At 50.5% G+C, this 22,396-nt stretch carries 19 protein-coding genes and 1 pseudogene; 17 read left to right on the top strand and 3 right to left on the bottom strand.

Annotation, left to right across the window (positions count from 1 at the left end):
• Positions 1-25: 25 nt before the first annotated feature.
• Positions 26-526, bottom strand: a complete 501-nt coding sequence (locus tag ACES2C_RS03880; RefSeq protein ID WP_374165694.1) for a YMGG-like glycine zipper-containing protein — start codon at positions 524-526, stop codon at positions 26-28.
• Between the two features lie 142 nt (positions 527-668).
• Here ACES2C_RS03880 and ACES2C_RS03875 point away from each other — a divergent pair, with 142 nt between their 5' ends.
• From ACES2C_RS03875 to ACES2C_RS03795, 17 genes and pseudogenes are all read left to right on the top strand, one after another.
• On the top strand, positions 669-1,202 hold the full coding sequence (locus ACES2C_RS03875; protein WP_374165693.1) for a (2Fe-2S)-binding protein: 534 nt from the start codon (positions 669-671) through the stop codon (positions 1,200-1,202).
• Positions 1,195-2,196 (top strand): xanthine dehydrogenase family protein subunit M, encoded by a 1,002-nt coding sequence (locus ACES2C_RS03870; protein WP_374165692.1) that lies wholly within the window; start codon positions 1,195-1,197, stop codon positions 2,194-2,196. Before ACES2C_RS03875 ends, ACES2C_RS03870 begins: the two co-directional genes overlap by 8 nt.
• Positions 2,186-4,417: a xanthine dehydrogenase family protein molybdopterin-binding subunit gene (locus tag ACES2C_RS03865; RefSeq protein WP_374165691.1), complete on the top strand. Its 2,232-nt coding sequence runs from the start codon at positions 2,186-2,188 to the stop codon at positions 4,415-4,417. The genes ACES2C_RS03870 and ACES2C_RS03865 overlap by 11 nt, the downstream gene beginning before the upstream one ends.
• Positions 4,418-4,441: 24 nt before the next feature.
• Positions 4,442-4,939, top strand: a complete 498-nt coding sequence (moaC, locus tag ACES2C_RS03860) for a cyclic pyranopterin monophosphate synthase MoaC (protein WP_374165690.1) — start codon at positions 4,442-4,444, stop codon at positions 4,937-4,939.
• Complete coding sequence (locus ACES2C_RS03855; RefSeq protein WP_374165689.1) at positions 4,914-5,522, top strand: NTP transferase domain-containing protein; 609 nt, start codon at positions 4,914-4,916, stop codon at positions 5,520-5,522. The genes moaC and ACES2C_RS03855 overlap by 26 nt, the downstream gene beginning before the upstream one ends.
• Before the next feature lie 18 nt (positions 5,523-5,540).
• Positions 5,541-6,164, top strand: coding sequence for a 2Fe-2S iron-sulfur cluster-binding protein (locus ACES2C_RS03850; protein ID WP_374165688.1), 624 nt, complete (start codon positions 5,541-5,543; stop codon positions 6,162-6,164).
• Complete coding sequence (locus tag ACES2C_RS03845) at positions 6,161-7,138, top strand: xanthine dehydrogenase family protein subunit M (RefSeq protein ID WP_374165687.1); 978 nt, start codon at positions 6,161-6,163, stop codon at positions 7,136-7,138. Before ACES2C_RS03850 ends, ACES2C_RS03845 begins: the two co-directional genes overlap by 4 nt.
• Positions 7,135-9,393 (top strand): xanthine dehydrogenase family protein molybdopterin-binding subunit, encoded by a 2,259-nt coding sequence (locus tag ACES2C_RS03840; protein WP_374165686.1) that lies wholly within the window; start codon positions 7,135-7,137, stop codon positions 9,391-9,393. The genes ACES2C_RS03845 and ACES2C_RS03840 overlap by 4 nt, the downstream gene beginning before the upstream one ends.
• Positions 9,394-9,396: 3 nt before the next feature.
• Entirely contained in the window at positions 9,397-9,636 is a 240-nt protein-coding gene (gene moaD, locus ACES2C_RS03835) for a molybdopterin converting factor subunit 1 (protein ID WP_374165685.1), read from the top strand.
• 2 nt (positions 9,637-9,638) lie between these two features.
• Entirely contained in the window at positions 9,639-10,049 is a 411-nt protein-coding gene (locus ACES2C_RS03830; RefSeq protein WP_374165684.1) for a molybdenum cofactor biosynthesis protein MoaE, read from the top strand.
• Positions 10,050-10,052: 3 nt separating this feature from the next.
• A complete protein-coding gene (moaA, locus tag ACES2C_RS03825; protein ID WP_374165683.1) occupies positions 10,053-11,045 on the top strand; it encodes a GTP 3',8-cyclase MoaA in 993 nt (330 codons plus the stop codon).
• A gap of 78 nt (positions 11,046-11,123) precedes the next feature.
• Positions 11,124-11,842: pseudogene (locus ACES2C_RS03820) on the top strand (sulfite exporter TauE/SafE family protein).
• 1 nt (position 11,843) lies between these two features.
• The gene (locus ACES2C_RS03815) at positions 11,844-13,031 is read left to right on the top strand and encodes a molybdopterin molybdotransferase MoeA (protein WP_374165682.1); all 1,188 of its coding nucleotides are present in this window, start codon (positions 11,844-11,846) and stop codon (positions 13,029-13,031) included.
• Positions 13,032-13,037: 6 nt separating this feature from the next.
• Positions 13,038-14,150, top strand: coding sequence for an XdhC family protein (locus ACES2C_RS03810; protein ID WP_374165681.1), 1,113 nt, complete (start codon positions 13,038-13,040; stop codon positions 14,148-14,150).
• 10 nt (positions 14,151-14,160) lie between these two features.
• Complete coding sequence (locus ACES2C_RS03805) at positions 14,161-14,769, top strand: NTP transferase domain-containing protein (RefSeq protein WP_374165680.1); 609 nt, start codon at positions 14,161-14,163, stop codon at positions 14,767-14,769.
• A complete protein-coding gene (nagA, locus tag ACES2C_RS03800; protein WP_374165679.1) occupies positions 14,759-15,868 on the top strand; it encodes an N-acetylglucosamine-6-phosphate deacetylase in 1,110 nt (369 codons plus the stop codon). The genes ACES2C_RS03805 and nagA overlap by 11 nt, the downstream gene beginning before the upstream one ends.
• Before the next feature lie 4 nt (positions 15,869-15,872).
• Positions 15,873-20,162, top strand: a complete 4,290-nt coding sequence (locus ACES2C_RS03795; protein ID WP_374165678.1) for a two-component regulator propeller domain-containing protein — start codon at positions 15,873-15,875, stop codon at positions 20,160-20,162.
• Positions 20,163-20,175: 13 nt separating this feature from the next.
• Here ACES2C_RS03795 and ACES2C_RS03790 read toward each other — a convergent pair whose 3' ends face one another.
• Together ACES2C_RS03790 and ACES2C_RS03785 are read right to left on the bottom strand one after the other, a co-directional pair.
• Positions 20,176-20,823, bottom strand: coding sequence for a hypothetical protein (locus tag ACES2C_RS03790; protein ID WP_374165677.1), 648 nt, complete (start codon positions 20,821-20,823; stop codon positions 20,176-20,178).
• Positions 20,824-20,833: 10 nt separating this feature from the next.
• Entirely contained in the window at positions 20,834-22,351 is a 1,518-nt protein-coding gene (locus tag ACES2C_RS03785) for a GH3 auxin-responsive promoter family protein (protein ID WP_374165676.1), read from the bottom strand.
• Positions 22,352-22,396: the final 45 nt, after the last annotated feature.

Raw genomic sequence — 22,396 nt, 5'->3', positions numbered from 1 at the left:
TGTCCCTGGTATTGTACAGATAGGCTTACTGAGCCCGTCCGGTTTTTTTGTCGTGCTGGCGTCCGATCACGTAGCCGGTACCTGCACCCACTACACCGCCGATAATTGCCCCGCGGGCGTTCTTTTTGTCGACAATGAGTCCAGTCACGGCACCTGCGCCGGCACCTATTGCCGCGCCTTTAGCAGCTGAGCTCCATCCTTTCTTCTGAGGTTGTGTCTGCTCGTAATAGTCGCTTTGTACTACAGGGTGTACAGTCCGCGATGAAGAAGAACGACGGCTCGCATAGCTTCTCGCTGAAGCTTTCTCTGCTGCAGCCTTTTTCGCCGCCTTTACCTCGGCCAGAGAATCTATCCTGGCCTTCTCTTTTGCCTGGACTTCTGCCCGTTGGAAGCTGTCGAGTTTGATGCTATCCTGAACCGCTTTTTTAATAGAGTCCTTATAAGCCTGCGTGTTGGTTGTCTTTGCGTTATTGTTGCATGCTGCTAATACCGTAGCAAATGCAAGCATACTGATAAGTGCTTTCATAATCTCTTTTTTTATCTAACTGTTGTTATGTTATAGAAAAAATGATGCCAAACCCGAGCCGGGAGAGAAACAATAGGATGCACAGGGATGTTAACAAAGGTATTCTTCATTGTTTAATTTACTTTTGAAAAACCACATCCTTATGGGGAAATCATCAGCCCAGGAAGACAATAAGGGGCAGTCGTCTCCGCCCCGGAGCTCGGGGTCAAGGAGAATAAGCCTCATCGTTAACGGCCGGGAACATTCTCTTAATATCGAGCCCTGGGTCTCTCTCCTGGATGCACTCCGCGAACATCTTCATCTTACCGGAACAAAAAAAGGCTGCGACCATGGACAGTGTGGTGCTTGTACCGTTCTGGCAGATGGAAAGAGAATAAATTCCTGTCTTACGCTTGCAGTTATGAAAGACGGTGCAGAAATCCTTACAATAGAAGGGCTTGCACCCGACGGGGATCTGCATCCGTTGCAGCAGGCCTTCATCGACTGCGATGCCTTTCAATGCGGGTACTGTACTCCCGGGCAAATCTGTTCGGCAGTGGGGATGCTGAGGGAGGGGCATGCGCATTCAGTAGAAGATGTGAAGGAGCAGATGAGCGGCAATATCTGCCGTTGCGGCGCTTATACTAATATTGTGGAGGCGATATTAAAGGTGAGAGGGGGAAAGGCTCATGAATAACTTTGTCTACTCCAAGGCGCATACACTCTCAGAAGCCCTCGAGGCGATTGATAAAAATGCCGGTGCCAGATTTATTGCAGGCGGAACCAATATCCTTGATCTGATGAAGGAGAATGTGATGAAACCCACCGAGCTGATTGACATCAACAGTATTGGCCTTAGCGATATTGAGCGGACGACTATGGGCGGTGTTCTGATCGGTGCGCTGGCCACTAATTCAGACACTGCATATCATTCCCTAATAAGATCAGAATATCCCCTGCTAAGTGATGCCATACTTGCCGGGGCTTCACCTCAGCTGCGTAATATGGCAACAAATGGTGGTAATCTTCTGCAACGGACGCGTTGCTACTATTTCTACGACACGGCTGCACCCTGTAATAAACGCAGTCCGGGCTCCGGCTGTTCTGCTATATCAGGCTTCAATAGAATTCATGCGATACTGGGAACCAGCGAGCAGTGCATCGCCACACATCCAAGTGACATGTGCGTTGCCCTGGCAGCCTTAGACGCCAAGGTGCATGTAGCGGGTAAAGAAGGCACCCGCCTTATTTCTTTTCCTGACTTCCATAAGCTGCCCGGCGACACACCGCATATAGACAATACGCTTAGCAGGAACGAGATGATAACCGGGATCGAGTTGCCTGCGTCCGCGTTCAATATTCATTATAAATATTTGAAGGTTCGGGACCGTGCCTCTTACGCTTTTGCCTTAGTATCGGCTGCCGTTGCGTTCGAACTTAAAGACGGAACAATCAAAGATGCCCGTATCGCCCTTGGAGGTGTTTCACATAAGCCCTGGCGGAATCGTCAGGCCGAAGAGATGCTGATAGGGCAGGATACGGCAAATCTGGATTTAAAAGCGGCGATCGCCCATCTGCTGGAAGGAGCAAGAGGGTTTGGGGAAAACGATTTTAAGATAGGGCTGGCAAGGCGGGTTATTGCACGTGCCTGCAGAGAGGCACTTCGAAAGGAGGCAGATCATGCTGTCTAAGACCTCTTATATTGGAAAACCGGTTAGCCGCACCGACGGACGGGCAAAAGTTAAAGGAGAAGCGCAGTATGCGGGCGAGTTCCAGGCGGAAGACCTGGCCTACGGAGTGGTGGTGTCAAGTGCGATAGCGAAGGGGCGAATTCGAAAATTCGACCTGTCAGAAGCGTCCGCTGTGACCGGGGTACTCAAGATCTTCACACATGAGAACGTGTCGGGGCTTGCCTGGTTTAACGTCAGCTATACTGACATGGATGCACCGGCGGGAAAGCACTTTCGCTTCCTGCAGACTGACCGGATCACTTACAGCATGCAGCCTGTGGCGCTTGTAGTAGCAGAGACTTTTGAACAGGCGCGTTATGCTGCATCATTGGTAAAGGTTGACTACGAGCAGGAGAGCCCCGAGACCAGCTTGCTGGATAATCTGGATAAGGCAAGAAAGCCCAGGGGAAAAAAGACAGGGTTTAAACCGCCCAAAAGCCGGGGTAACTTCTCAAAGGCCTACAAAGGCTCGGATGTAAGGATCGAGGCCGAGTATTATCATGGGGCTGAACACCACAATCCTATGGAAATGCATGCCAGCACGGTGGTGTATAAGGACGGAGGGAAACTGGATGTATACGATAAGACGCAGGGAGTTTTTAATAGCCTGAAATACATTACCGGCGTTTTTAACCTGTCGTATAAAGATGTGGAAGTCTACTCTCCTTTTGTCGGCGGAGCGTTCGGATCCGGACTGCGTCCTCAGTACCAGCTTTTTATGGCCGTTCTGGCAGCGCTGGACCTGAAGAGGCCGGTAAGGGTATCCCTTACCAGGCAGCAAATGTTTTCTTTCGGACACCGGCCCGTGACTCTGCAGAAGCTCGCTCTGGGAGCATCTGCAGACGGGACGCTGCAGGCTATCAGTCACAGCGCCATCTCGGAGACTTCGCAGTTCGAGGATTATGTTGAGATTGTGGTGAACTGGTCGGGCATGTTATACCAGTGTGAGAATGTAAGACAGGAATATAAGCTGGTAAGCCTCGATACCTACACTCCTTTGGATATGCGCGCGCCAGGTGCTGCAACCGGCGTCCATGCGATCGAGTGTGCAATGGACGAGCTTTCTTACGCCCTTAGAATGGATCCCCTTAAGCTCCGTATGAAAAATTATGCAGCAACCGAGCAGATGCAGAAGAAGCCGTTCTCCAGCAAGGCATTGTACGATTGCTATATCCGGGCGTCCGAATCTTTCGGATGGGAAAAGAGGATCATGCAACCAAGATCCATGCGTGATGGCGACCTGCTGGTAGGTTGGGGGATGGCCACAGGCATCTGGGATGCGCAGTTCATCCCCTCACGCGCCAGGGCCGAGTTCACTGCAGATGGGAAACTGACGGTTGGAAGCGGAACAGCCGACATCGGCACCGGTACCTACACCATCATGAGTCAGATTGCAGCAGAGACCCTCGGTCTGCCTCTCGACGATGTGACCTTCAGGCTTGGCGACACTTCGCTTCCGCTTGCATTTGTTGAGGGAGGATCTGCCACCGCCGCCTCCGTTGGAACAGCTGTGCAGAACGTGTGTTTGCAGGTAAAGGAAAAGCTCTTCAAACTGGCAAAAAAGGCGAAAGGCTCTCCTTTCCGGCATGTATCTCCGGATGAAGTGACCTTTTCCGAAGGGCATATCAGGCTGCTTTCAAATCCTACCGTATCGCTGTCACTGACCGGGATTATGAATGATAGCAAAACGGCTATAATTCGCAAAACCTCAACTGCCATGCCTAACCTGTTCAAACAAATGTCTTACGCTCAGAATACACATTCGGCAGTGTTTGCAGAAGTAAAGGTAGATGAGGAGCTTGGTGTAATTAAAGTGAGCCGGGTAGTAAGCGCAATTGCGGCAGGTAGGATCCTCAACCCGAAGACTGCCAGAAGTCAGATCATCGGAGGTATAGTATGGGGAATATCGATGGCTCTTTACGAAGATTCGGCAATGGACCACAACCTGGGCCGTTTCATCAATCATAACTATGCAGAGTACCACGTACCGGTGAACCTTGATATTAATGATCTTGAAGTGATCTTTGTTGAAGAGGAAGACCAGATTGTCAATCCTTTGGGAGTAAAAGGGGTAGGCGAAATAGGCCTGGTGGGGGTATCTGCTGCTGTGGCAAATGCAGTGTTCCATGCTACAGGAAAGCGGGTACGGAAGCTTCCAATCACGCTTGATCATTTGCTTTAACGGGAAAATAAGATAATTTTAAACATGAATCATGATAGCGGGCACTTGTCTCACGTCAATCCGGCTACCGGGCATGCTGCCATGGTAGACGTAAGCGGTAAGCAGGTAAGCAGGCGGACAGCAACAGCAAGAACGGTGGTAACTCCGGGATTTCAAATAGCGGAGATTCTCAAAAATGACGAAATACACACCAAAAAGGGGCCGGTATTTCAGACAGCGATCATCGCGGGTGTGATGGCAGCAAAAAGGACTGCCGAACTGATCCCCTTATGCCACCCTTTGCCTCTCGAAGACTGCCAGATCGAAATTGTGGTAAACGATAAAAACGAGATCGTCATTACCTGCGAGGTGGTCATTACAGCTAAGACGGGAGTGGAAATGGAGGCATTAACGGGGGCAAGCGTGGCTGCGCTGACGATATACGATATGTGTAAAGCACTTTCACACGGGATCGTCATAAGAGAGACAAAACTTATATCAAAGACGGGGGGCAAGCATGACTATAAAAGTGCCGAGGCTTAATGGTCTGATCTTATCCGGAGGGAAGAGTACAAGGATGGGCCGCGATAAGGGCGCGCTGGTCTACCACCGGAGTGACCAAAGGTCGCATCTAAGCGGACTGCTAAAGCCCTATTGTCAGGAAGTCTATGTTTCCTGCAATCCGGCGCAGGCCCCGGCTCTTGCCGGTATGTCTTTGCTCGTCGACAGTGTAGAAGGTGCCGGGCCTGTCGTCGGAATTCTTTCTGCGTTTAAGCAGGAGCCGCATGCAGCCTGGCTGGTGGTGGCCTGCGATCTTCCCTTCCTCTCGGCGCTGTCCCTGGCCGCTTTAACAGAGGGAAGAAATCCTCATAAGCTCGCAACTGCATTCAATAATCCCGATACGGGTTTCCCGGAGCCTCTCATTACCATATGGGAGCCCCGAAGTTACGCTCCTTTGTTGGAGAATCTGGGTAAGGGTATTACGTGTCCCCGTAAGGTTCTCATCAACGGAGATATTCAACTGCTTTCTGCTCCGGACATAAAAGAGTTACAAAACATTAATCATGCTGAAGAGTATGATAAAATAGTGGGATCAGGACAGACACGCGCCTCTGCTTCAGGTTAATAGTTCAAGTAAATCAATATGATGGATGAAAAAAAGCAAGGGGATGACGGAAGTTCCCGGCGTACCTTTTTAAAGCAGTCTTCTCTTCTTACGGCAGCCGTACTGGCTCCTCCTGTAGCTTTAAAGGCAGCGGAAGAACACTGGGATGAACGGGTGGCCGATGCCATGGAGCATGTATCGCTTCAAATTGAGGTGAACGGCGTCAGTCACTCCCTTAAAACAGACCCCAGGGTTACTCTGTTAGACCTGCTCAGAGAGCAGTTGGAGCTGACGGGAACCAAAAAAGGATGTGACTACGGCCAGTGCGGGGCCTGCACAGTTCATGTAGATGGTGTAAGGGTTAATTCATGCCTGACGCTGGCCGTTATGAACAATGGAAAAAAGGTAACTACCATCGAGGGCCTGGCAAAGGGGGAAGAGCTGCATCCTATGCAGGAAGCCTTTATCAGGCACGACGGATTCCAGTGCGGCTATTGCACTCCCGGTCAGATCATGTCGGCAGTAGGCTGCATAAAAGAAGGGCATGCGGGAAGCGAAGAGGAGATCAGGGAATTTATGAGTGGTAATATCTGTCGCTGCGGGGCTTACCCCAACATAGTTGATGCAATCCATGAAGTAAGTAAAGGAGGGAAGAAAGTATGAAGATGTTTCAGTACGTGAGGCCTTCTGATGCCGCTGCCGCCATACTTGCCCATGCGAAAGATCAGCGGGCTTCCTTTATAGCAGGGGGGACTAACCTGCTGGATCTGATGAAGAGAGGCGTGGCAAGTCCCGACCGCCTTGTCGATGTCAATGCCCTGTCGCTCAGAGAAATCAGTCAGGATAAAAACCATCTTCGCATCGGTGCCCTTGCCACCAATAGCACAGTTGCAGATCATCAGCTTGTAGTAAAGAATTACCCCTTGCTCTCGCAGGCGCTGAACGCCGGAGCGTCGGCACAGCTGCGCAACATGGCGACTGTAGGCGGAAACCTGATGCAGCGTACTCGGTGCCCATATTTCTATGATACGGCAATGCCATGCAATAAAAGAGAGCCGGGCACGGGATGCGGCGCTCTGGAAGGGTTTAACAGAATGCACGCCATCTTTGGGACGAGCGACAAATGTATCGCCGTCAACCCTGGAGATATGAGCGTGGCACTTGTTGCGCTGGGGGCTGCAGTTCATGTTAAAGGTCCCGGGGGCGAGAGGCAAATACCGATTGAAGAGTTCCACCGGCTGCCGGGTGATGCCCCGCAGAAGGACACCACCCTGGGAAGAGACGAACTGATCACCTCAGTTTCTCTTTCCTCCAGCTTCTTCAGCGAGCATTCGCATTACCTGAAGATAAGAGACCGCAGCTCTTATGCCTTTGCGCTGGTATCGGTAGCTGCTGCCTTGCAGCTCGATGGGAAACGCATTGTGAAGGCCCGGCTGGCTATGGGAGGCGTGGCTCATAAGCCCTGGCGGCTGGCCGGGGCAGAGAAGATCCTGGAAGGGAAGCTTGCAACGGAGGAAACATTTGCTGCTGCAGCGGCAGCAGCCATGAGCGGGGCAAAAGCGTTCAAACATAATGCCTTTAAGCTAAAGCTTGCTCCTCTCTCAATAATAGAAGCCCTGAAAAAGGCAGTAGCATGACGAAGATAAAAACCGTAGATATGGCAATAACTGGTCGGCTGATGGGAGAGCCGCTGAACAGGGTGGACGGACGTCTCAAGGTTACAGGGAAGGCCACCTATTCCGCCGAATATAAGCTTCCCGGAATGGTGTATGCCGTGCTGGTTGGCAGTACCATTGCAAAAGGGCGGATTAAATCAATAGACACGAGAGCCGCATCGCGCGCTGCCGGAGTAATTAAGGTGGTCACACACGAGAATGCACTGAAGGCGCCAGGCTACGCCGATAATGAGCACCCCACAGAGCCTCCAACCGGCGGACAACCTCATCGGGTGTTCCATGATAACAAGGTCTATTTTAATGGGCAGCCCGTCGCAATGATCGTCGCAGATTCTTTTGAGCGTGCTTCTTATGCTGCCGGCCTTGTCAAACTGAGCTATGAGAAAGAAACTCACGCCACGGACTTTAACGCGAACATAGAAAAAGCCGTGCTTCCCGCTCAGGCAAAGAAAAATAAGAAGTCGCCTCTCAATGACTATGACCGCGGAACTCCCGATGCTTACAAGACGGCAGAGGTAAAACTGGAAGCGGAGTATGTTCATCCCTCAGAAATGCACAATCCTATGGAGTTACAGGCCGTTATTGCCCATTGGGAGAGTGCTGACCGGCTCACGCTCTATGACAAAGTGCAGGGCACTCAGCCCACGCAGAATAACTTTGCCAGAGAATGGAAACTGCCTGTGGAAAACGTGAAGGTGATTGCAACTTTTGTAGGAGGAGCCTTCGGGAACGGACTTCATAACTGGCCGCACGAGACTGCGGCCATCATGGCAGCGAAAATGGTAAGCAGGCCGGTTAAGCTGATGCTGACCCGAGAACAGATGTTCACTATGGTGGGATACCGCCCTTATACCTGGCAGCGAATAGGGATCGGTGCCAGTCGTGATGGAAAGCTGGTAGGAATCAGCCATGAGTCTGTCGGACAGACATCTTCCTATGAAGAGTTTACCGAGTCTACCTTGCAGCAGACGAGAATGATGTATGCTGCGCCCAATGTGAGCACGCGGTACAGGCTGTTGCCTCTGGATGTGAGTACGCCGATCTGGATGAGGGGGCCAGGGGAAGCTACCGGCGCGTTCGCCCTGGAGAGTGCCATGGATGAGCTGGCGTATCAGTTAAATATTGATCCGCTAAAATTCAGGGTCATCAACCACACCGACCGGGATCCCGAAAGAGATTTACCCTGGTCAACGAAATATTTGAAGGAATGTTACGAGATGGGGGCAGAAGCCATAGGATGGCACAAACGGCAGCTTCAGCCGCGGATGCTAAAAGACGGCGACTGGCTCATCGGCTATGGGATGGCAACAGGAACGTTCGGCGCTCATCGGCGCGGGGCAAAAGTGCGAGCAAAGCTCTTTGCCGACGGCTCGCTGGTCCTTCAGAGCGCTGTAACTGATATAGGCCCAGGTACGGCCACGGCAATGGTGCAGATCGCTGCAGATACAATTGGTATCAGCCCTGAGAAGATCACTTTCAACCTTGGTAACTCTGAATTTCCAGAGGCCGGGAACCAGGGAGGCTCTTCCACCGTGGCGAGTGTGGGTTCAGCTGTAGTGGCGGTTTGTAATGCACTGAAAGTACGTATAGCCTCCTTGCTGGCAGAGAAAAAAGCGGAATACAAAGGCACTTCCCCCGATGTTCTTTTGTTTAGTAACGGGACCGTTTCTTTAAAGGACGGGGCCTCCCGATTGTCGCTTTCTGATGCGTTGAAGGCGGCGCAGGTCCAGGATATTGACATCATAGAGGAAGCAAGGCCGGGAGAGGAGCGGCAAAAATACTCCATGTATTCTTATTCAGTTCATTTTGCAGAAGTGCACGTGCACGCAATAACCGGTCAGGTGCGGGTAGCAAACGTGGTGACCTGCGCCGACGCGGGGACTATTGTGAACAAAAAGACTGCGGGAAATCAGATGATTGGCGGCGTGACCGGAGGAATCGGGATGGCCCTTCAGGAGGATGCGGTGATGGACCACCGTTTCGGGCGTTATGTAACAAAGGATTTTGCAGAGTATCACGTACCTGTTCATGCTGATGTTCCTCATGTAAAGGTTCTCTTCGTGAACAAGCCCGACACCCTGGTTGACCCGATGGGAACAAAAGGACTGGGAGAAATTGCCATTATAGGCGTAGCTCCGGCCATTGCCAACGCGATCTTCAACGCGACGGGCAAGCGTGTCAGAGAATTGCCTATTACACTTGATAAGCTGTTGTAATAAATGAAGATCTTACTTTTTGGTATTACCAAAGATATTATAGGCTCTGGTCAGCTTGACCTGAGCCTGCCCGCAGGAATGGAAACTGTAGGTGAGCTGAGGCAGTTTCTGAAGGAACAATACAAGGGGCTGGCGGCTCTCCGCTCGCTGGCTATTGCTGTTGACAGCGAATATGCTGAAGATGGTATGAAGTTGTCGCCTTCGGCAGAGATCGCTTTAATTCCACCTGTAAGCGGAGGATGAAAATGCTGATAGAGATTGTTGAGCAGATAGACCTGACGGCGGCTTTCAGGCACCTTCGTTCTTCGGGAGCCGGAGGGATCGATATTTTTGTAGGAACGGTGCGCAATCAGGCGAATGGAAGAAAGGTAGCGAAACTGGAATTCGAAGCTTACGTGCCCATGGCACTCAAGGAGATGCGGGCTATTGCAGAACGGGCCTCAGCTCTGTGGCAGCTGGAGGAGGTCATCGTGCTGCATGTAACAGGCGTTAAAGAGGTTGGTGAGCCTGTGGTGCTTACCGGCGCTTCGGCTCCCCATCGTGAGGCGGCCTTCGAAGCGTGCCGCTTTCTTATCGATGAACTGAAGAAGACTGTGCCGATATGGAAAAAAGAATACTACCAGGACGGTAGTATATGGGTAAACGCTCATCCCTAAAGAATGGAGAATAGTGTGTTGATTGATCAATATGGCCGGCAAATAAGTTATCTGCGTCTGTCGGTTACCGACCGGTGTAACCTGAGGTGTTACTACTGTATGCCTGAAGAAGGGATGAACTTTGTGCCCGGAAAGGAGCTGCTTACGTTCGGGGAGATGCACGACCTGTCGGCCTTGTTCTGCTCGCTTGGTATCTCGAAAATAAGGATCACGGGAGGAGAACCGTTCGTAAGGAATGGTATCATGACGTTTCTGGAAGGATTGTCGGGCCTGTCAGGGCTTCAGGAAATCACGATCACCACCAACGGAACGCTGCCCGGGCGATATATCGCCCGATTGAAAGATGCCGGCATCAGGAAGCTCAATATCTCTATTGACTCGCTCGACCCGCAACGTTTTCTTCAAATCACCAGGAGGGATAGCTTCAGGGATGTCTATGCCTGTATCTTTCGTCTTCTCCGCGAAGGTTTCGAGGTAAAGCTCAACTGTGTGGTGGCTGCAGGAAAGAATACGCAGGATATCATACCCTTTGTAGAACTAACAAAAGAACACGCCCTGGTAGTCAGATTTCTTGAAGAGATGCCTTTCAACGGCAGCAGCAACTTCGATCAGTTCAACTGGACGCATGAAGACATATACAGCTTTATTTCGGGAAGATATCCGGAGCTGACCAGACTGCAGGCAGAGCCTAATTCCACTTCTGTAAACTACCGCGTTCCGGGATACAAAGGTTCTTTTGGCATCATACCCTCTTTTTCCAGGACCTTTTGTGGCTCTTGTAACCGAATACGCTTGTCCGCCACCGGCGAGCTCAGGACCTGCCTGTATGGCCCTCCGGCAGTAAACCTGCGCGATGTGCTGAGATCAGGAGCGTCTGAATCGGAAATCAGGAAGGTGATCACCGATGCCGTAGCTGGCCGCCTCCGGGATGGCTTTGAGGCAGAGCGGCAAAACGCGAAACAGATAAAAGACTCCATGTCAATGCTTGGAGGCTAAAAGATATAAACTTTAAAGACTGTGCCCGACGTAACTACCATCATTTTAATCAGCTCTTGCTTCTTCTTCATTTCGGCTATGTATTCATCCGCAGGATTTGGAGGCGGCTCGAGTTATCTGGCTCTTCTGTCATTGTTCATGACCGACTTTGGCGTGATTAAGACAGCGGCGCTGTTTTGCAACCTGATGGTTGTGGGGAACAGTTCCTACTTGTTTTACAGGGGCGGTTTTTTTGACCGGAGAAAATTTATTCCGCTTGCTTTATGCAGCGTTCCTGCTGCTTTCTGGGGGGCAACTATTCAGGTCAGGCAGGAAGTTTTTTTATTCTGCTCGGTTCTGTGCTTGCCCTTTCTGGCCTGATGCTGATTATGCAGCTCTGCGTTCGCCCTTCCGACAAAGAGTCCCGTCTATCTGATTCTCTTCACTTGAATGTTCTTCTGGGAGGTACCACCGGCTTTCTTTCGGGCCTGGTGGGGATAGGAGGAGGTATTTTGTTATCACCCATCCTTAATTTGCTGCATTGGGACCGGGCCAGAAAAATAGCGGCCCTCGCCAGTTTTTTTATACTGGTTAATTCCCTGGCAGGGCTTCTGGGGCAGGCGGTGAGTGGTGCTTTTTCTTTTAACGCCGGTCTCCTGACTCCTTTACTTGCTTCTGTTTTCCTGGGGGGACAGGCAGGTACGCGACTAAGTTTGAAGATCCTGCCGCCTCAGTTCCTGAAAGGGCTGACAGGCGTACTGGTGGTTTACATTGGTGTTAAACTCGTTCTCAAACATACTAACGGCATAGACATTTGATATGATATCAGTAGAAGAAGCGCTTCGTCTGGTTCTGCAACAAAGGGGAAGTTATGGCGCGGAGGAGGTGCCGCTTGCCCGGTCCGTCAACCGGATACTTGCAGAGGATGTTGTAGCAGATCGTGATTTTCCCGCCTACGATCGTGTAACCATGGATGGAATTGCAATCAAATTTGCTGCCTACGATGCCGGGCGCAGAACGTTTCCTGTTGCCAAATGGCTCGCGGCAGGTGATGTTCCCAGTTCTCTCGACGATCCGGAAAGCTGTATTGAGGTGATGACCGGCGCCGTGCTGCCCCAGGGCGCCGATACTGTTGTGCCATACGAGCAGATCGTCCTGGCGGAGGGCAGTGCAAAGATCGGGACTGATGACATCCGCGCAGGCCAGCATATTCACCGTCAGGGCACGGACAGCCAAAAAGGTGCTGTCTTGATTTCTAAGGGCACCAGGATCAAAGGTGCTCATGCTGGTATCCTGGCTTCTGTAGGGAAAAGCGGGGTGAGGGTCCTGAAAATGCCGAAGGTTGCTGTTTGTTCTACCGGCGATGAGCTGGTGGCGGTCGATGCTGTTCCTGCCTCTCATCAGATCAGAACTTCGAACGGAATCATGCTGGCTGCCTCACTTGCCGAAGAGGGGATCGAAGCTGCGGTCTTTCACTTTCCCGACAGCAAGGAGGAATTGTATGAGGGACTGAAGTCTCTGGTTGGCCAGTATGACGTCCTGCTATTTTCAGGATCCGTGTCGATGGGAAAGTTTGATTTGTTGCCCGGAGTACTTGAGCTGCTCAACTTCAGGCTTGCCTTTCACCGAATTGCCCAGCGCCCCGGTAAACCGATGCTTTTCGGCAGCTTTGATTCGGGCACCATTCTGTTTGGCTTTCCTGGAAATCCGGTCTCCACCTTCGTTTGTTATCACTATTATTTCAGGGCCTGGCTTTATGCATCCCTGGAAGTGCCATTTGTTAAGCAAAGTGCAGGGCTCGCCGCCCCTGTTACCTTTACCCCGAAGCTTTCCTATCACCTGCTGGTGACGCTCGGGAGCAAAGAAGGAATGACATCGGCCTCTCCGGTTATCGGCTCCGGATCAGGTGATCTTCCAGGGCTTGTAAAATGTGATGGCTTTGTGACCCTTCCCGCCGGGAGAGAAAGCTTTCAGGAAGGCGAAGTATTTGAGGTGATCTTATTTTGAGTGCTGATGAAGGAGATTTCTGATATTATCCGCGCATACCGCTCTGTACAGGATCAGGGCAAGGCGATGGCCCTGGCCACGGTGGTAGCGGTCGAGGGCTCCTCTTACAGGAGGGAAGGGGCCCGGATGCTCATTGATGAAGACGGGAGGCTGACGGGTGCTATCAGCGGTGGCTGTCTGGAAGGAGATGCGCTGAGAAGAGCGCGCCTGGTGATGGCTGCTGAAGAGCCTTTGCTTGTTACCTATGATACCACCGATGAAGCAGATGCCGCTATTGGCTTGCAGCTGGGATGCAATGGCATTGTCCATGTCCTCATTGAACCGATCAAAGCAGGTGAGGGGGTGACTGCTATTGACCTTCTGGCTATTATCAGGGAAAAGCGGGAGCCAGCCATGCTGGTAACATTTTTTTCAATGAAAGACCGCAAGCATCCTGCTGCTGGAACACGGCTGCTCCTCGGGGGAAAGGAAGTGTGGACACGCGGACTGAGTGAGGCTTTGAAGAGCAACGCCGTGAGGCATTGTCAGGACCTCGACCTTTCTACCGGCAAAATGAAAAGTGAATACCAGACGTATGGAGAACTGACCGCTTTTTACCAGGCCGTTAGTCTGCCTTTAGCACTGATTATAGTGGGAGCCGGTAACGATGCTATTCCCCTGCAGCAGATGGCTTTGATGCTCGGCTGGGAGGTTACTGTGGTCGACGGAAGACCCGGGTACCTGACCGCCGCTCGTTTCCCTGCGGCCCGGCTCGTTGTTTCCGCTGCAGCAGAGGTTTCATCTAAAATAGAGATCGACCGCAGGACTGCTATCGTGTTGATGTCTCATAACTACAACTATGACCGAGCTGTCCTTAAGCAGGCTTTAAATTTTTCCTTCCGCTATCTCGGATCTTTAGGTCCCCGTAAAAAGTTCTTCCGGATGCTGGAAGAGTTAAAAGAAGAGGGAACTGTCATTCCGGAAGAAGTGATGCGGAATCTATACGGCCCTGTAGGCATTGATATAGGATCAGAGACTGCAGAAGAAATAGCGCTGTCTGTCGTAGCCGAAATACAAGCGGTGTTCTCGGAAAAGGCAGTTCCTTCGCTGCGAGAAAAAACTATTTCAATTCATTCCTGATGCATGCGCTATGATAGGTTTTATCATTCTTGCTGCCGGTGCCTCCGCTCGTCTAGGCCGGGCCAAACAGAACCTTCTTTACAAAGGGAAGACTTTGCTTGAGCACGCCGCAGATTCGGCTCTCGACGCGGGGGCTCAGCTTGTAGTGGTCGTTACCGGAGCAAACGCCGATTCTCTTGCATCTATGGACAATAGGCCTGGCGTTGTTCTCGTGCACAATGAAAACTGGGAAAAGGGGATGGGTGAATCGATAAAGACAGGGGTAAGATATCTTGTTGAGAGGGCTAAGGCCCTGGAGGCGATCCTTGTCATGCTCTGCGATCAGCCTTTTGTTGATGCAAACGTTTTAAAAAAGATCCAAAATCAATATCAGAAGACCGGAAAAGGCATCGTTGCTTCTTCGTTTGGAGGAGTTATGAGTGCTCCGGCTTTGTTTGATCGTAAATATTTTGCTAATTTGCTTGAGTTATCAGGAGCAGAGGGAGCAAAAAAGCTTTTTTCTCAGTATAAAGCTGACCTAAATTCGGTAGAATCTATTGAAAGTAAGATGGACATAGATACAGAACAAGACTACCTGGCCCTGATTTCTGGTGAGTCAGTTGAAAAAGATGTTAGGTGAAATATTAGCAGACCGGCTTTATACAGGGGGTAAGGTCCTTCAAAACCAGGTAATCTCTTTTGGGGATGGGGTAGTGACTTCGGTAAAGCCTGTCGGCTCTTCTTTCTCAGGCAAGGCCTATCCTTGCATGTCGGCTGGGTTTATTGACATCCATATCAACGGCGGAGAGAAGTTCCATTTTACAAAGGACCCCAGCGAGGAAGCGCTTGCAGATATGGAGACTGCTTGCAGGGAATCCGGAACGGCTTACCTGCTGCCCGCATTGATCACCTCTCCCTATCAGAATATGATGAAAGGAATTGACGCTGTGAGGCGCTATAGAGCGCAGTGTCCGTCATCCGCCATCCTTGGCTTACACCTGGAAGGTCCTTATATCAGCAGGATAAAACGGGGGGCTCATCCGGAGCAATATATCAGAACGCCATCAATAGAAGAACTTCAGGAACTCAGTGAATACGGACGCGACGTTGTCAGGATGCTGACCATCGCTCCCGAACTGTTTGGCGACAAGGAGATGGACTTTCTCCTTAGTTCCGGGATCACGATTTCAGGGGGCCACTCCAACGCCACCTATCAGGAAGCCTCACGCGCATTTGATCTTGGGATCAGCCTGGTGACACACCTCTTCAATGCAATGTCGTCCTTCGAGCACCGGAACCCGGGCCTTACAGGAGCTGCCCTTGAAAGGGACGAAGTGCGTTGCCCGATCATACCTGATGGGCACCATTGTGATTTTGCGGCCGCCCGGCTGGCATATAAAGTAAAACGGGATAAGCTGTTTCTAATATCCGACGCTCTCTTTCTAAATAGAAAGATGAAGAATTTTAAATGGGAAACCTTCGATGCAAGGTTGGAAAATGATACGTACGTTAATTCGGAAGGAAGGTTGGCCGGTTCGGCAATATCGCTGGGCGAGGCAGTAAGAAATGCCGTGCAGCAAATGGCTGTCCCTCTCCCCGAGGCAATAGAGATGGTGACACGCAGACCCGCGCAAGCTTTGGGCCTGGATGATCAGTTCGGAGCGATCGCTCCCGGCTATCCCGCTGTCTTCACCGCGTTTGATGAGTCGCTTTCCAAATTCGCTGTTCTAACTTTTTGAGCTTATGCGATCTTTTAAACTGTTTAGCTCATTTTGCTTTTTACTCGTTTTTCATTTTCAGCTGCTCGCGCGTGTAAATAATCTGAACTTTACCAGATTAAACACCACAAATGGCCTGTCGCAGAACTCGGTTCAGGCAATGATAAAGGACCGGTTCGGGTTCATGTGGTTCGGTACGCAGGATGGCCTCAACAAATATGACGGCTATACATTTACAGTCTTTAAACACAGGGAGAATAATGTCAATAGTTTATCGGCGAATAACATCACCTCCCTTTGTGAAGGCAAGGATGGCTATATCTGGGCAGGTACCCGGATTGGAGGCTTAAGCCGGTACGATCAGAGAACAAATAGCTTCGTTTCATTCAAGGAGGACAGGAGAAACAAAGCATCGCTCTCCAGCAATCATATTACCGCGGTGTATGAGGATAAAGCGGGCCGCCTGTGGGTGGGCACCGAAGAGGGCCTTAATCTTCTGGACAAAAAAACGGGGAAGTTCCGTCGTTTTTACCCCGGCGCCGGCAGAGGGAATCTGAGCGACGGATGGATTTATTCAATCTATCAGGATAAAAATAAGAACCTATGGGTAGGAACGCGTAAAGGCTTGAACCTATACAACGAGAAGGCAGGGTCTTTCAGCCATTTTTTCCAGGACCGGAAAAATCCGCGGACCTTAAGTAGTAATGCCGTAACGGTGATAACGGAAGATCTGGGCGGGCATCTATGGGTAGGAACTTCTGTGGGCCTTAACCTGTATCATCCGCAGGATCGCAGTTTTACTCACTATAATGTTCAGCCCGACAAGAACACCATTTCGAGCATCAATCCGATAAACTGTGTCACGCTGGACAAGGCAAACAGGTTTTGGATTGGCACCGAGACCACCATCCTGCTGTTCGACGCAGGGAAAAGAACATTTTTGCCGGTTAGCCGGGAAGGTAATTTCGCAAGATGGGTGCCTGACAATGGTGTCTATTCTATTTTCGAGGATCATCATGGTATTTTGTGGATAGGTACCGCTTCTGAGGGAGTTTATAAATTTGACAAGAATCTATCTTTCTTTCCCTCCTTTAAGGCACGCCAGAGCTATGAAAATACGAACGACAATGTTGTAAGATCGGTAGCTGAGGATAAAAAAGGGAATCTCTATATAGGCACGGACGGCGGGCTTCAATACTTTAACCGCCAGACGGGAACGTTCCGCTATTTCAAACACAAGCCTGGGGATAGCAGGAGCCTGTCGAGCAACTACATTGCTGCCCTGCTGCAGGACCGGGAGGATGACAGGCTCTGGATTGGAACCTATGACACGGGTGTTGACTGTTTTGACCCGCGTACAGGGCATTTTACGCACTACAGTGCAGGAAAGGGCCCGCGGCAACTCACGAGCTGGGCGGTATACGCCCTCATGCAGGACAGGAACGGAAAGATATGGATTGGTACGGATGACGGTGGAGTGAACGTCCTTGATAAGAAGACCGGCGGTATTACCAGTTATATGCATGATCCGAAGGATCCCAACAGCCTGAGTGATAATAGTGTACAGGTGATTTATCAGAACAGAAGGGGCGAGATATGGATAGGTTCTTATTCAGGTGGCATTAATATCTTTTATCCGGGCACCGGAAAGTTAACGCGACTGACGAAGCAGAACAGTGGATTGAGCAGTAACGTTGTTAGCGCAATTTATGAAGACAAGAAGGGCAATATGTGGGTTGGCACCATGGAGGGCGGCCTTAACTTATTCAACAGGGATACCCGGAAGTTCAGGGCTTACCGGGAAGAAGACGGACTGATCAATAACGTTGTTAACTCCATAGAAGGCGACGCTCTGGGACGTCTCTGGCTTAGTACTAATAAGGGCGTAACGTGCTTTGACCCCGTTCGCGAGACCTATCGTAATTTTAGCGGTGACAATGGGCTGCAGAGTCAGGAATTTAACGTAGGCGCGGGCATTCAGACGAAAAGCGGCGATATTGTTTTCGGAGGTGTGAATGGCTTTAATGTTTTTCATCCCGTGTCGCTTGCTACTAATAGAAATGTGCCTGCCATTGTTTTTACTGACTTTCAGTTGTTCAACAAAAGTGTAGTGCCGGGAGTGAAAAACTCTCCTCTCAGAGAAAGTGTCCTGAGTACAAGAGAGATCAGGCTTAATCACTCTCAATCAGTCTTTACCATTTCATTTGCAGCGCTGGGGTACACCATACCCGAAAAGAATCAATACGCCTATATCCTGGAAGGCTTTGACAACCAGTGGAATTATGTGGGTAATGAGAGAAAAGCTACGTATACCAATCTTAATCCGGGAACTTATGTTTTTAAGGTAAAGGCCTCTAATAATGATGGAGTCTGGAATGATGCTGGAATTTCTCTGAGGATCATTATTAGTCCGCCTTTCTGGATGACCTGGTGGTTCCGGCTCGCCGCGGTCGTTTTTGTCATTTGCTGTGCCTGGGTATTCTACCGCTTCCGGCTTAAGGCGATCAGGGTCCAAAAGGAAACGCTCGAGAGGAAAGTGCAGCAACGTACCGAACAGCTAAAAAAGCAGACTGAATTCTTAAACCTTCTCAATCAGGAATTGCAAACGCAGTCGGAGGAGCTGCAGGCACAGTCAGAGGAGCTTAGGGTGCAGGCGGAGGAACTCCAGTCACAATCAGAACAGCTGCATCAGCTGAACGTGCAGCTGCTGGATCAGCAAATGCAGGAGCAAAGGGCCAGGAAAGAGGCTGAAGCCGCACGGAAAGAGGCTGAGGTTGCCAACCAGGCCAAGAGTACGTTCCTGGCCACCATGAGCCATGAAATCCGCACTCCGATGAACAGCGTTCTGGGTATGGCCGGACTGCTTCTGAGTACACGGCTGACGCGAGAGCAAAGGGAATATGCAGAAACGATTAACTCGAGCGGAGAGGCGCTGCTCAGCCTTATAAACGATATCCTCGACTTCTCGAAAATAGAGTCGGGAAAGATGGGTCTCAATGAGGAGTACTTCAGTCTGATGGAGTGCGTGGAGGAAATTTTACCGCTGTTTTCCCGTAAAACTGCGGAGACGGGAGTGGAGCTTCTATATGAGGTGGATCCCTCCGTCCCTGTAAAGATTTGTTCCGATCGCTTCCGCCTTCGCCAGGTCCTCATCAACCTGATCGGTAATGCTACCAAGTTTACTCACCAGGGAGAGATCTTGGTCTCTGTTAAGCTCGAAACGTCCAGAGCTGATAACGAATGTGTACTTCGTTTTGAGGTGAGTGATACTGGAATCGGTATCGCCCCTGATGAACTTCCAAAACTGTTTAACGCCTTTTCACAGATCGATTCGTCCACAACCAGAAAATTCGGGGGGTCAGGGCTTGGTCTGGTGATCTGCGAGCGGCTGGTTAAACTCCTCGGGGGCGAAATCTCCGTGGAAAGCAGGAAGAATGAGGGCACAAAGTTTATTTTTACGATAACGTGTAAAGGCGACTTTAAGGAGCTTGTCGGCACCGGGGAGGTCGTCGCCTTTCAGCCGCCCAGAAAGGTCTTGCTCCTGGACGACAATAGCAATCATCTCAGGATCCTTAAGCGCCACCTGGAACGATGGAACGTAGAGGTTTATTGCACTGAAAGTAGTGCAGCCGCTTTGCAGGCAATCAGTAAACATTCATTTGATCTCTTTATTACCGACCTGCAGATGCCCGAGATGGATGGGGTGGCTGTCGCTGCCCGGGTAAAAGAGCTTCGTGCGGATCTCCCCATGATTCTACTGAGTCAGGTAGGCAATGAGGCAGGAAGAACGGCCTCCGGACTGTTTTCGTCAATATTGATCAAGCCGGTCTTCTCCGGAACACTCTACCAGGCAATAAAAAGCGTTTTGAGCGGCCGTCAGCTGGAAGTTGTTCAGTCTGTTAATACGCAAAGAGAGCTGACACCCGCATTTGCCAGCGAGTATCCACTTTCAATTCTGGTTGCGGAGGATAATCTGATCAACCAAAAGCTCATCTCGTCTCTCCTGAATAAGCTTGGATACGAGATCGACGTGGTGGAGAATGGCCATCAGGTCCTTGCTGCGCTGGAAAAACGCTCCTATGATCTCATTTTGATGGACGTGATGATGCCCGAGATGGACGGACTGGAGGCAACTAAGATTGTGCGGGAGACGCTTTCCATTCAGCCCACCATCATCGCCATGACGGCAAATGCCATGGCCGAAGACAGGCAGGAATGTTTGCAGGCGGGGATGGATTCATTTATTTCGAAACCCTTTAAGATTGCAGACCTGAAGGATGCATTAAGCAAATGCCCCCGGCGATTGCCTGTTTAGAGGTTGCAGAAAATCAGAGTTTGTCCGTGCGGCGGTCAGTGTGCTTTTGTAGCTGAAGCTTCCGCTCCTCCAGCTTCTTGACCTGCTCCACTATGGCATCGGGAGAGAGGTATAAACGGGCGATCTTGTCTTTGTATGCCTGGGGCAATTCAGCATGCTCAAGAATAAAACGTTTGGTGGCTATAATGTATTCTCCCAGTCCGTGGTTTACTGCGTGGGTATCTGCAACTTGTTCTGCCTTTCTGATGAAGCGCGAAGATAGGAGATAGGAGAGTCCGAAGCGGATCATGTCAAGGTTCGATCTGCTCTCGTAGTCCATTACATGCCCTAACTCATGACCGATCCAGCCCACCATGATATTGTCGGGAATTTGATGGATAGGGACTGCTGCATGCACAAGTTTGAAAAGCGAGCTGATATTGATTTGGTATGCCCTTTTCCCCCGGCTTCTGAGGATCGAGCTGAATACAGGCTGAGCCTGCATGACAGACGACTTTATATTCTTTCTGAACTTAAAATGAATCGGCGTATTCTGCAGTTCAGGATAAAAGGACAGTGCATGGAGAACGTTCTTTTCTATCACCGCCGGTATTTGTTTGTTACTCCTGAATTCGGCCCATTCCGCAGGAATGGGCGACGTTCTGCTGCCTGTGTCTGCCATATGATCTGCCTTAAATGCTTTTGATGAACCGCTCAAATTCCCTAAACTCCTCTTCCTTCATCACTCTTGGGATCTTAGCCTGTCCTCCCAGTTTCTTGTATTCTTCACTCCATCGGTAGAAATGCCCTACCGGTAGAACTTCTACACTGACGCCTTTCAGCGACTTGGTTCGTGCTACCTTATAGTTTTTGTTGGCATCGCGGAGCTGCTCATCAAGGAAGGCGGCAATCTTGGCGCCTGCAATTTCTTTATCTGCACCAAGGAACCATTTGTTGATATACTGACCGTCCTGGCGTATGGCGGCAACCACAAATTCCTGCACCTGGAGGTTAAACCGCGCCTGAACTTTCTGCATCGCCTCGTTCATCTGATAGACGGAGAGCTGCTCGCCAACAACGTTCAAAAAATGCTTTGTCCGTCCGCTGATCTTTATTTCGGCTCTTTTCTTATCCGTTATTATCACCGTGTCGCCGATCATGTACCGCCAGGCACCCGAAACAGTAGAAATCAGCAAAACATAGTCGGTCCCTTCTTCCGCTTCGCCAAGTGTATATACCGTCGCGTCCTGTCTCACCCGGCCCTGGTCATCCATGTTGCTGTCAGTAAAAGGAACGAACTCGAAGAAGATGCCGTTATCAACGATCAGTGCCATAGAGTCTGTGTCCGGCCTTTTCTGAGTTGCCAGGTAGCCCTCTGACGTGAGGTAGGTGTCAATATAAATTACAGGCTTGCCAAAAAGCGTGTCGAGACTTTTCTTGTAAGGCTCAAGGGCCACCCCTCCCGATGTATAAACCTGAAGCGCCGGCCAGATTTCGTGTATGTTGTGCAGCTTGTTGACCCGGATAATCTCCCTGAGCATCATCTCCACCCAGGAGGGGATACCGCTTAATCCGCCTATGTCCCATTGCGGTGCTTCCAGAGCAATACGCCTCACTTTTTCGTCCCAATCGGGGATTGAAGAGATCTCCAGTCCCGGTTTGTAATATCCCCTGAACCAGGCAGGGATGTTGGCTGCGCTGATGCCGCTGATCTCGCCCTCCTGATGGTCGTCTTTGCTAATAAGACTGGTGCTGCTGCCAAGCATCAGGATCTGCTTCTCGTAAAAATCGGGTGGCAGGTTAAAGTTTTTGAGGCTTAACACCTGCTGAATACCCGATCTCCTTATCGAGTCGAGCATGTCATCGGTTACGGGGATATACTTACTGTTGCTGGTTGTTCCGCTGCTCAGTGCAAAATACCGCTGTCCTGCGGGCCATGTTACGTTCTGATGTCCTTCTAAAAGATAATGCCACCAGCTGCTGTAGAGATGGTCGTAGTCATGGAGCGGCACTTGTTGCCGGAACGCCTGGACGATATTGCTGCCCGTCAGGATCTCAGTAAAGCCGTATCGCTTGCCAAAAGCTGTCAGCCGTGCCTTTTCAAGCAGGGAGCGAAGTACCGTTTCCTGCGCCTTGACAGGATCAGGATCAGAGGTGATAAGTCCGTAGAAATCAATTGCCTTCTTTAGTATTTCCCCTATAAGAGCCATTATGTGCTGTATAAGTTGTACGGATTAAACGGGATATGAATGCAA

This window comes from Arcticibacter sp. MXS-1, from assembly GCF_041902385.1.
Lineage (GTDB): Bacteria > Bacteroidota > Bacteroidia > Sphingobacteriales > Sphingobacteriaceae > Arcticibacter.
This window is presented reverse-complemented; position numbering and strand designations above follow the sequence as displayed.

What these genes read in the sequence shown, in the direction of transcription:
- ACES2C_RS03850 (WP_374165688.1), top strand. Translation starts at nt 5,541, where the DNA reads ATGATGGATGAAAAAAAGCAAGGGGATGACGGAAGTTCCCGGCGTACC.
- ACES2C_RS03840 (WP_374165686.1), top strand. Translation starts at nt 7,135, where the DNA reads ATGACGAAGATAAAAACCGTAGATATGGCAATAACTGGTCGGCTGATG.
- moaC (WP_374165690.1), top strand. Translation starts at nt 4,442, where the DNA reads ATGAATCATGATAGCGGGCACTTGTCTCACGTCAATCCGGCTACCGGG.
- ACES2C_RS03790 (WP_374165677.1), bottom strand. Translation starts at nt 20,823, where the DNA reads ATGGCAGACACAGGCAGCAGAACGTCGCCCATTCCTGCGGAATGGGCC.
- ACES2C_RS03830 (WP_374165684.1), top strand. Translation starts at nt 9,639, where the DNA reads ATGCTGATAGAGATTGTTGAGCAGATAGACCTGACGGCGGCTTTCAGG.
- moaA (WP_374165683.1), top strand. Translation starts at nt 10,053, where the DNA reads ATGGAGAATAGTGTGTTGATTGATCAATATGGCCGGCAAATAAGTTAT.
- ACES2C_RS03870 (WP_374165692.1), top strand. Translation starts at nt 1,195, where the DNA reads ATGAATAACTTTGTCTACTCCAAGGCGCATACACTCTCAGAAGCCCTC.
- ACES2C_RS03805 (WP_374165680.1), top strand. Translation starts at nt 14,161, where the DNA reads ATGATAGGTTTTATCATTCTTGCTGCCGGTGCCTCCGCTCGTCTAGGC.
- ACES2C_RS03875 (WP_374165693.1), top strand. Translation starts at nt 669, where the DNA reads ATGGGGAAATCATCAGCCCAGGAAGACAATAAGGGGCAGTCGTCTCCG.
- moaD (WP_374165685.1), top strand. Translation starts at nt 9,397, where the DNA reads ATGAAGATCTTACTTTTTGGTATTACCAAAGATATTATAGGCTCTGGT.
- ACES2C_RS03810 (WP_374165681.1), top strand. Translation starts at nt 13,038, where the DNA reads ATGAAGGAGATTTCTGATATTATCCGCGCATACCGCTCTGTACAGGAT.
- ACES2C_RS03815 (WP_374165682.1), top strand. Translation starts at nt 11,844, where the DNA reads ATGATATCAGTAGAAGAAGCGCTTCGTCTGGTTCTGCAACAAAGGGGA.
- ACES2C_RS03855 (WP_374165689.1), top strand. Translation starts at nt 4,914, where the DNA reads ATGACTATAAAAGTGCCGAGGCTTAATGGTCTGATCTTATCCGGAGGG.
- ACES2C_RS03795 (WP_374165678.1), top strand. Translation starts at nt 15,873, where the DNA reads ATGCGATCTTTTAAACTGTTTAGCTCATTTTGCTTTTTACTCGTTTTT.
- ACES2C_RS03865 (WP_374165691.1), top strand. Translation starts at nt 2,186, where the DNA reads ATGCTGTCTAAGACCTCTTATATTGGAAAACCGGTTAGCCGCACCGAC.
- ACES2C_RS03880 (WP_374165694.1), bottom strand. Translation starts at nt 526, where the DNA reads ATGAAAGCACTTATCAGTATGCTTGCATTTGCTACGGTATTAGCAGCA.
- nagA (WP_374165679.1), top strand. Translation starts at nt 14,759, where the DNA reads ATGTTAGGTGAAATATTAGCAGACCGGCTTTATACAGGGGGTAAGGTC.
- ACES2C_RS03845 (WP_374165687.1), top strand. Translation starts at nt 6,161, where the DNA reads ATGAAGATGTTTCAGTACGTGAGGCCTTCTGATGCCGCTGCCGCCATA.
- ACES2C_RS03785 (WP_374165676.1), bottom strand. Translation starts at nt 22,351, where the DNA reads ATGGCTCTTATAGGGGAAATACTAAAGAAGGCAATTGATTTCTACGGA.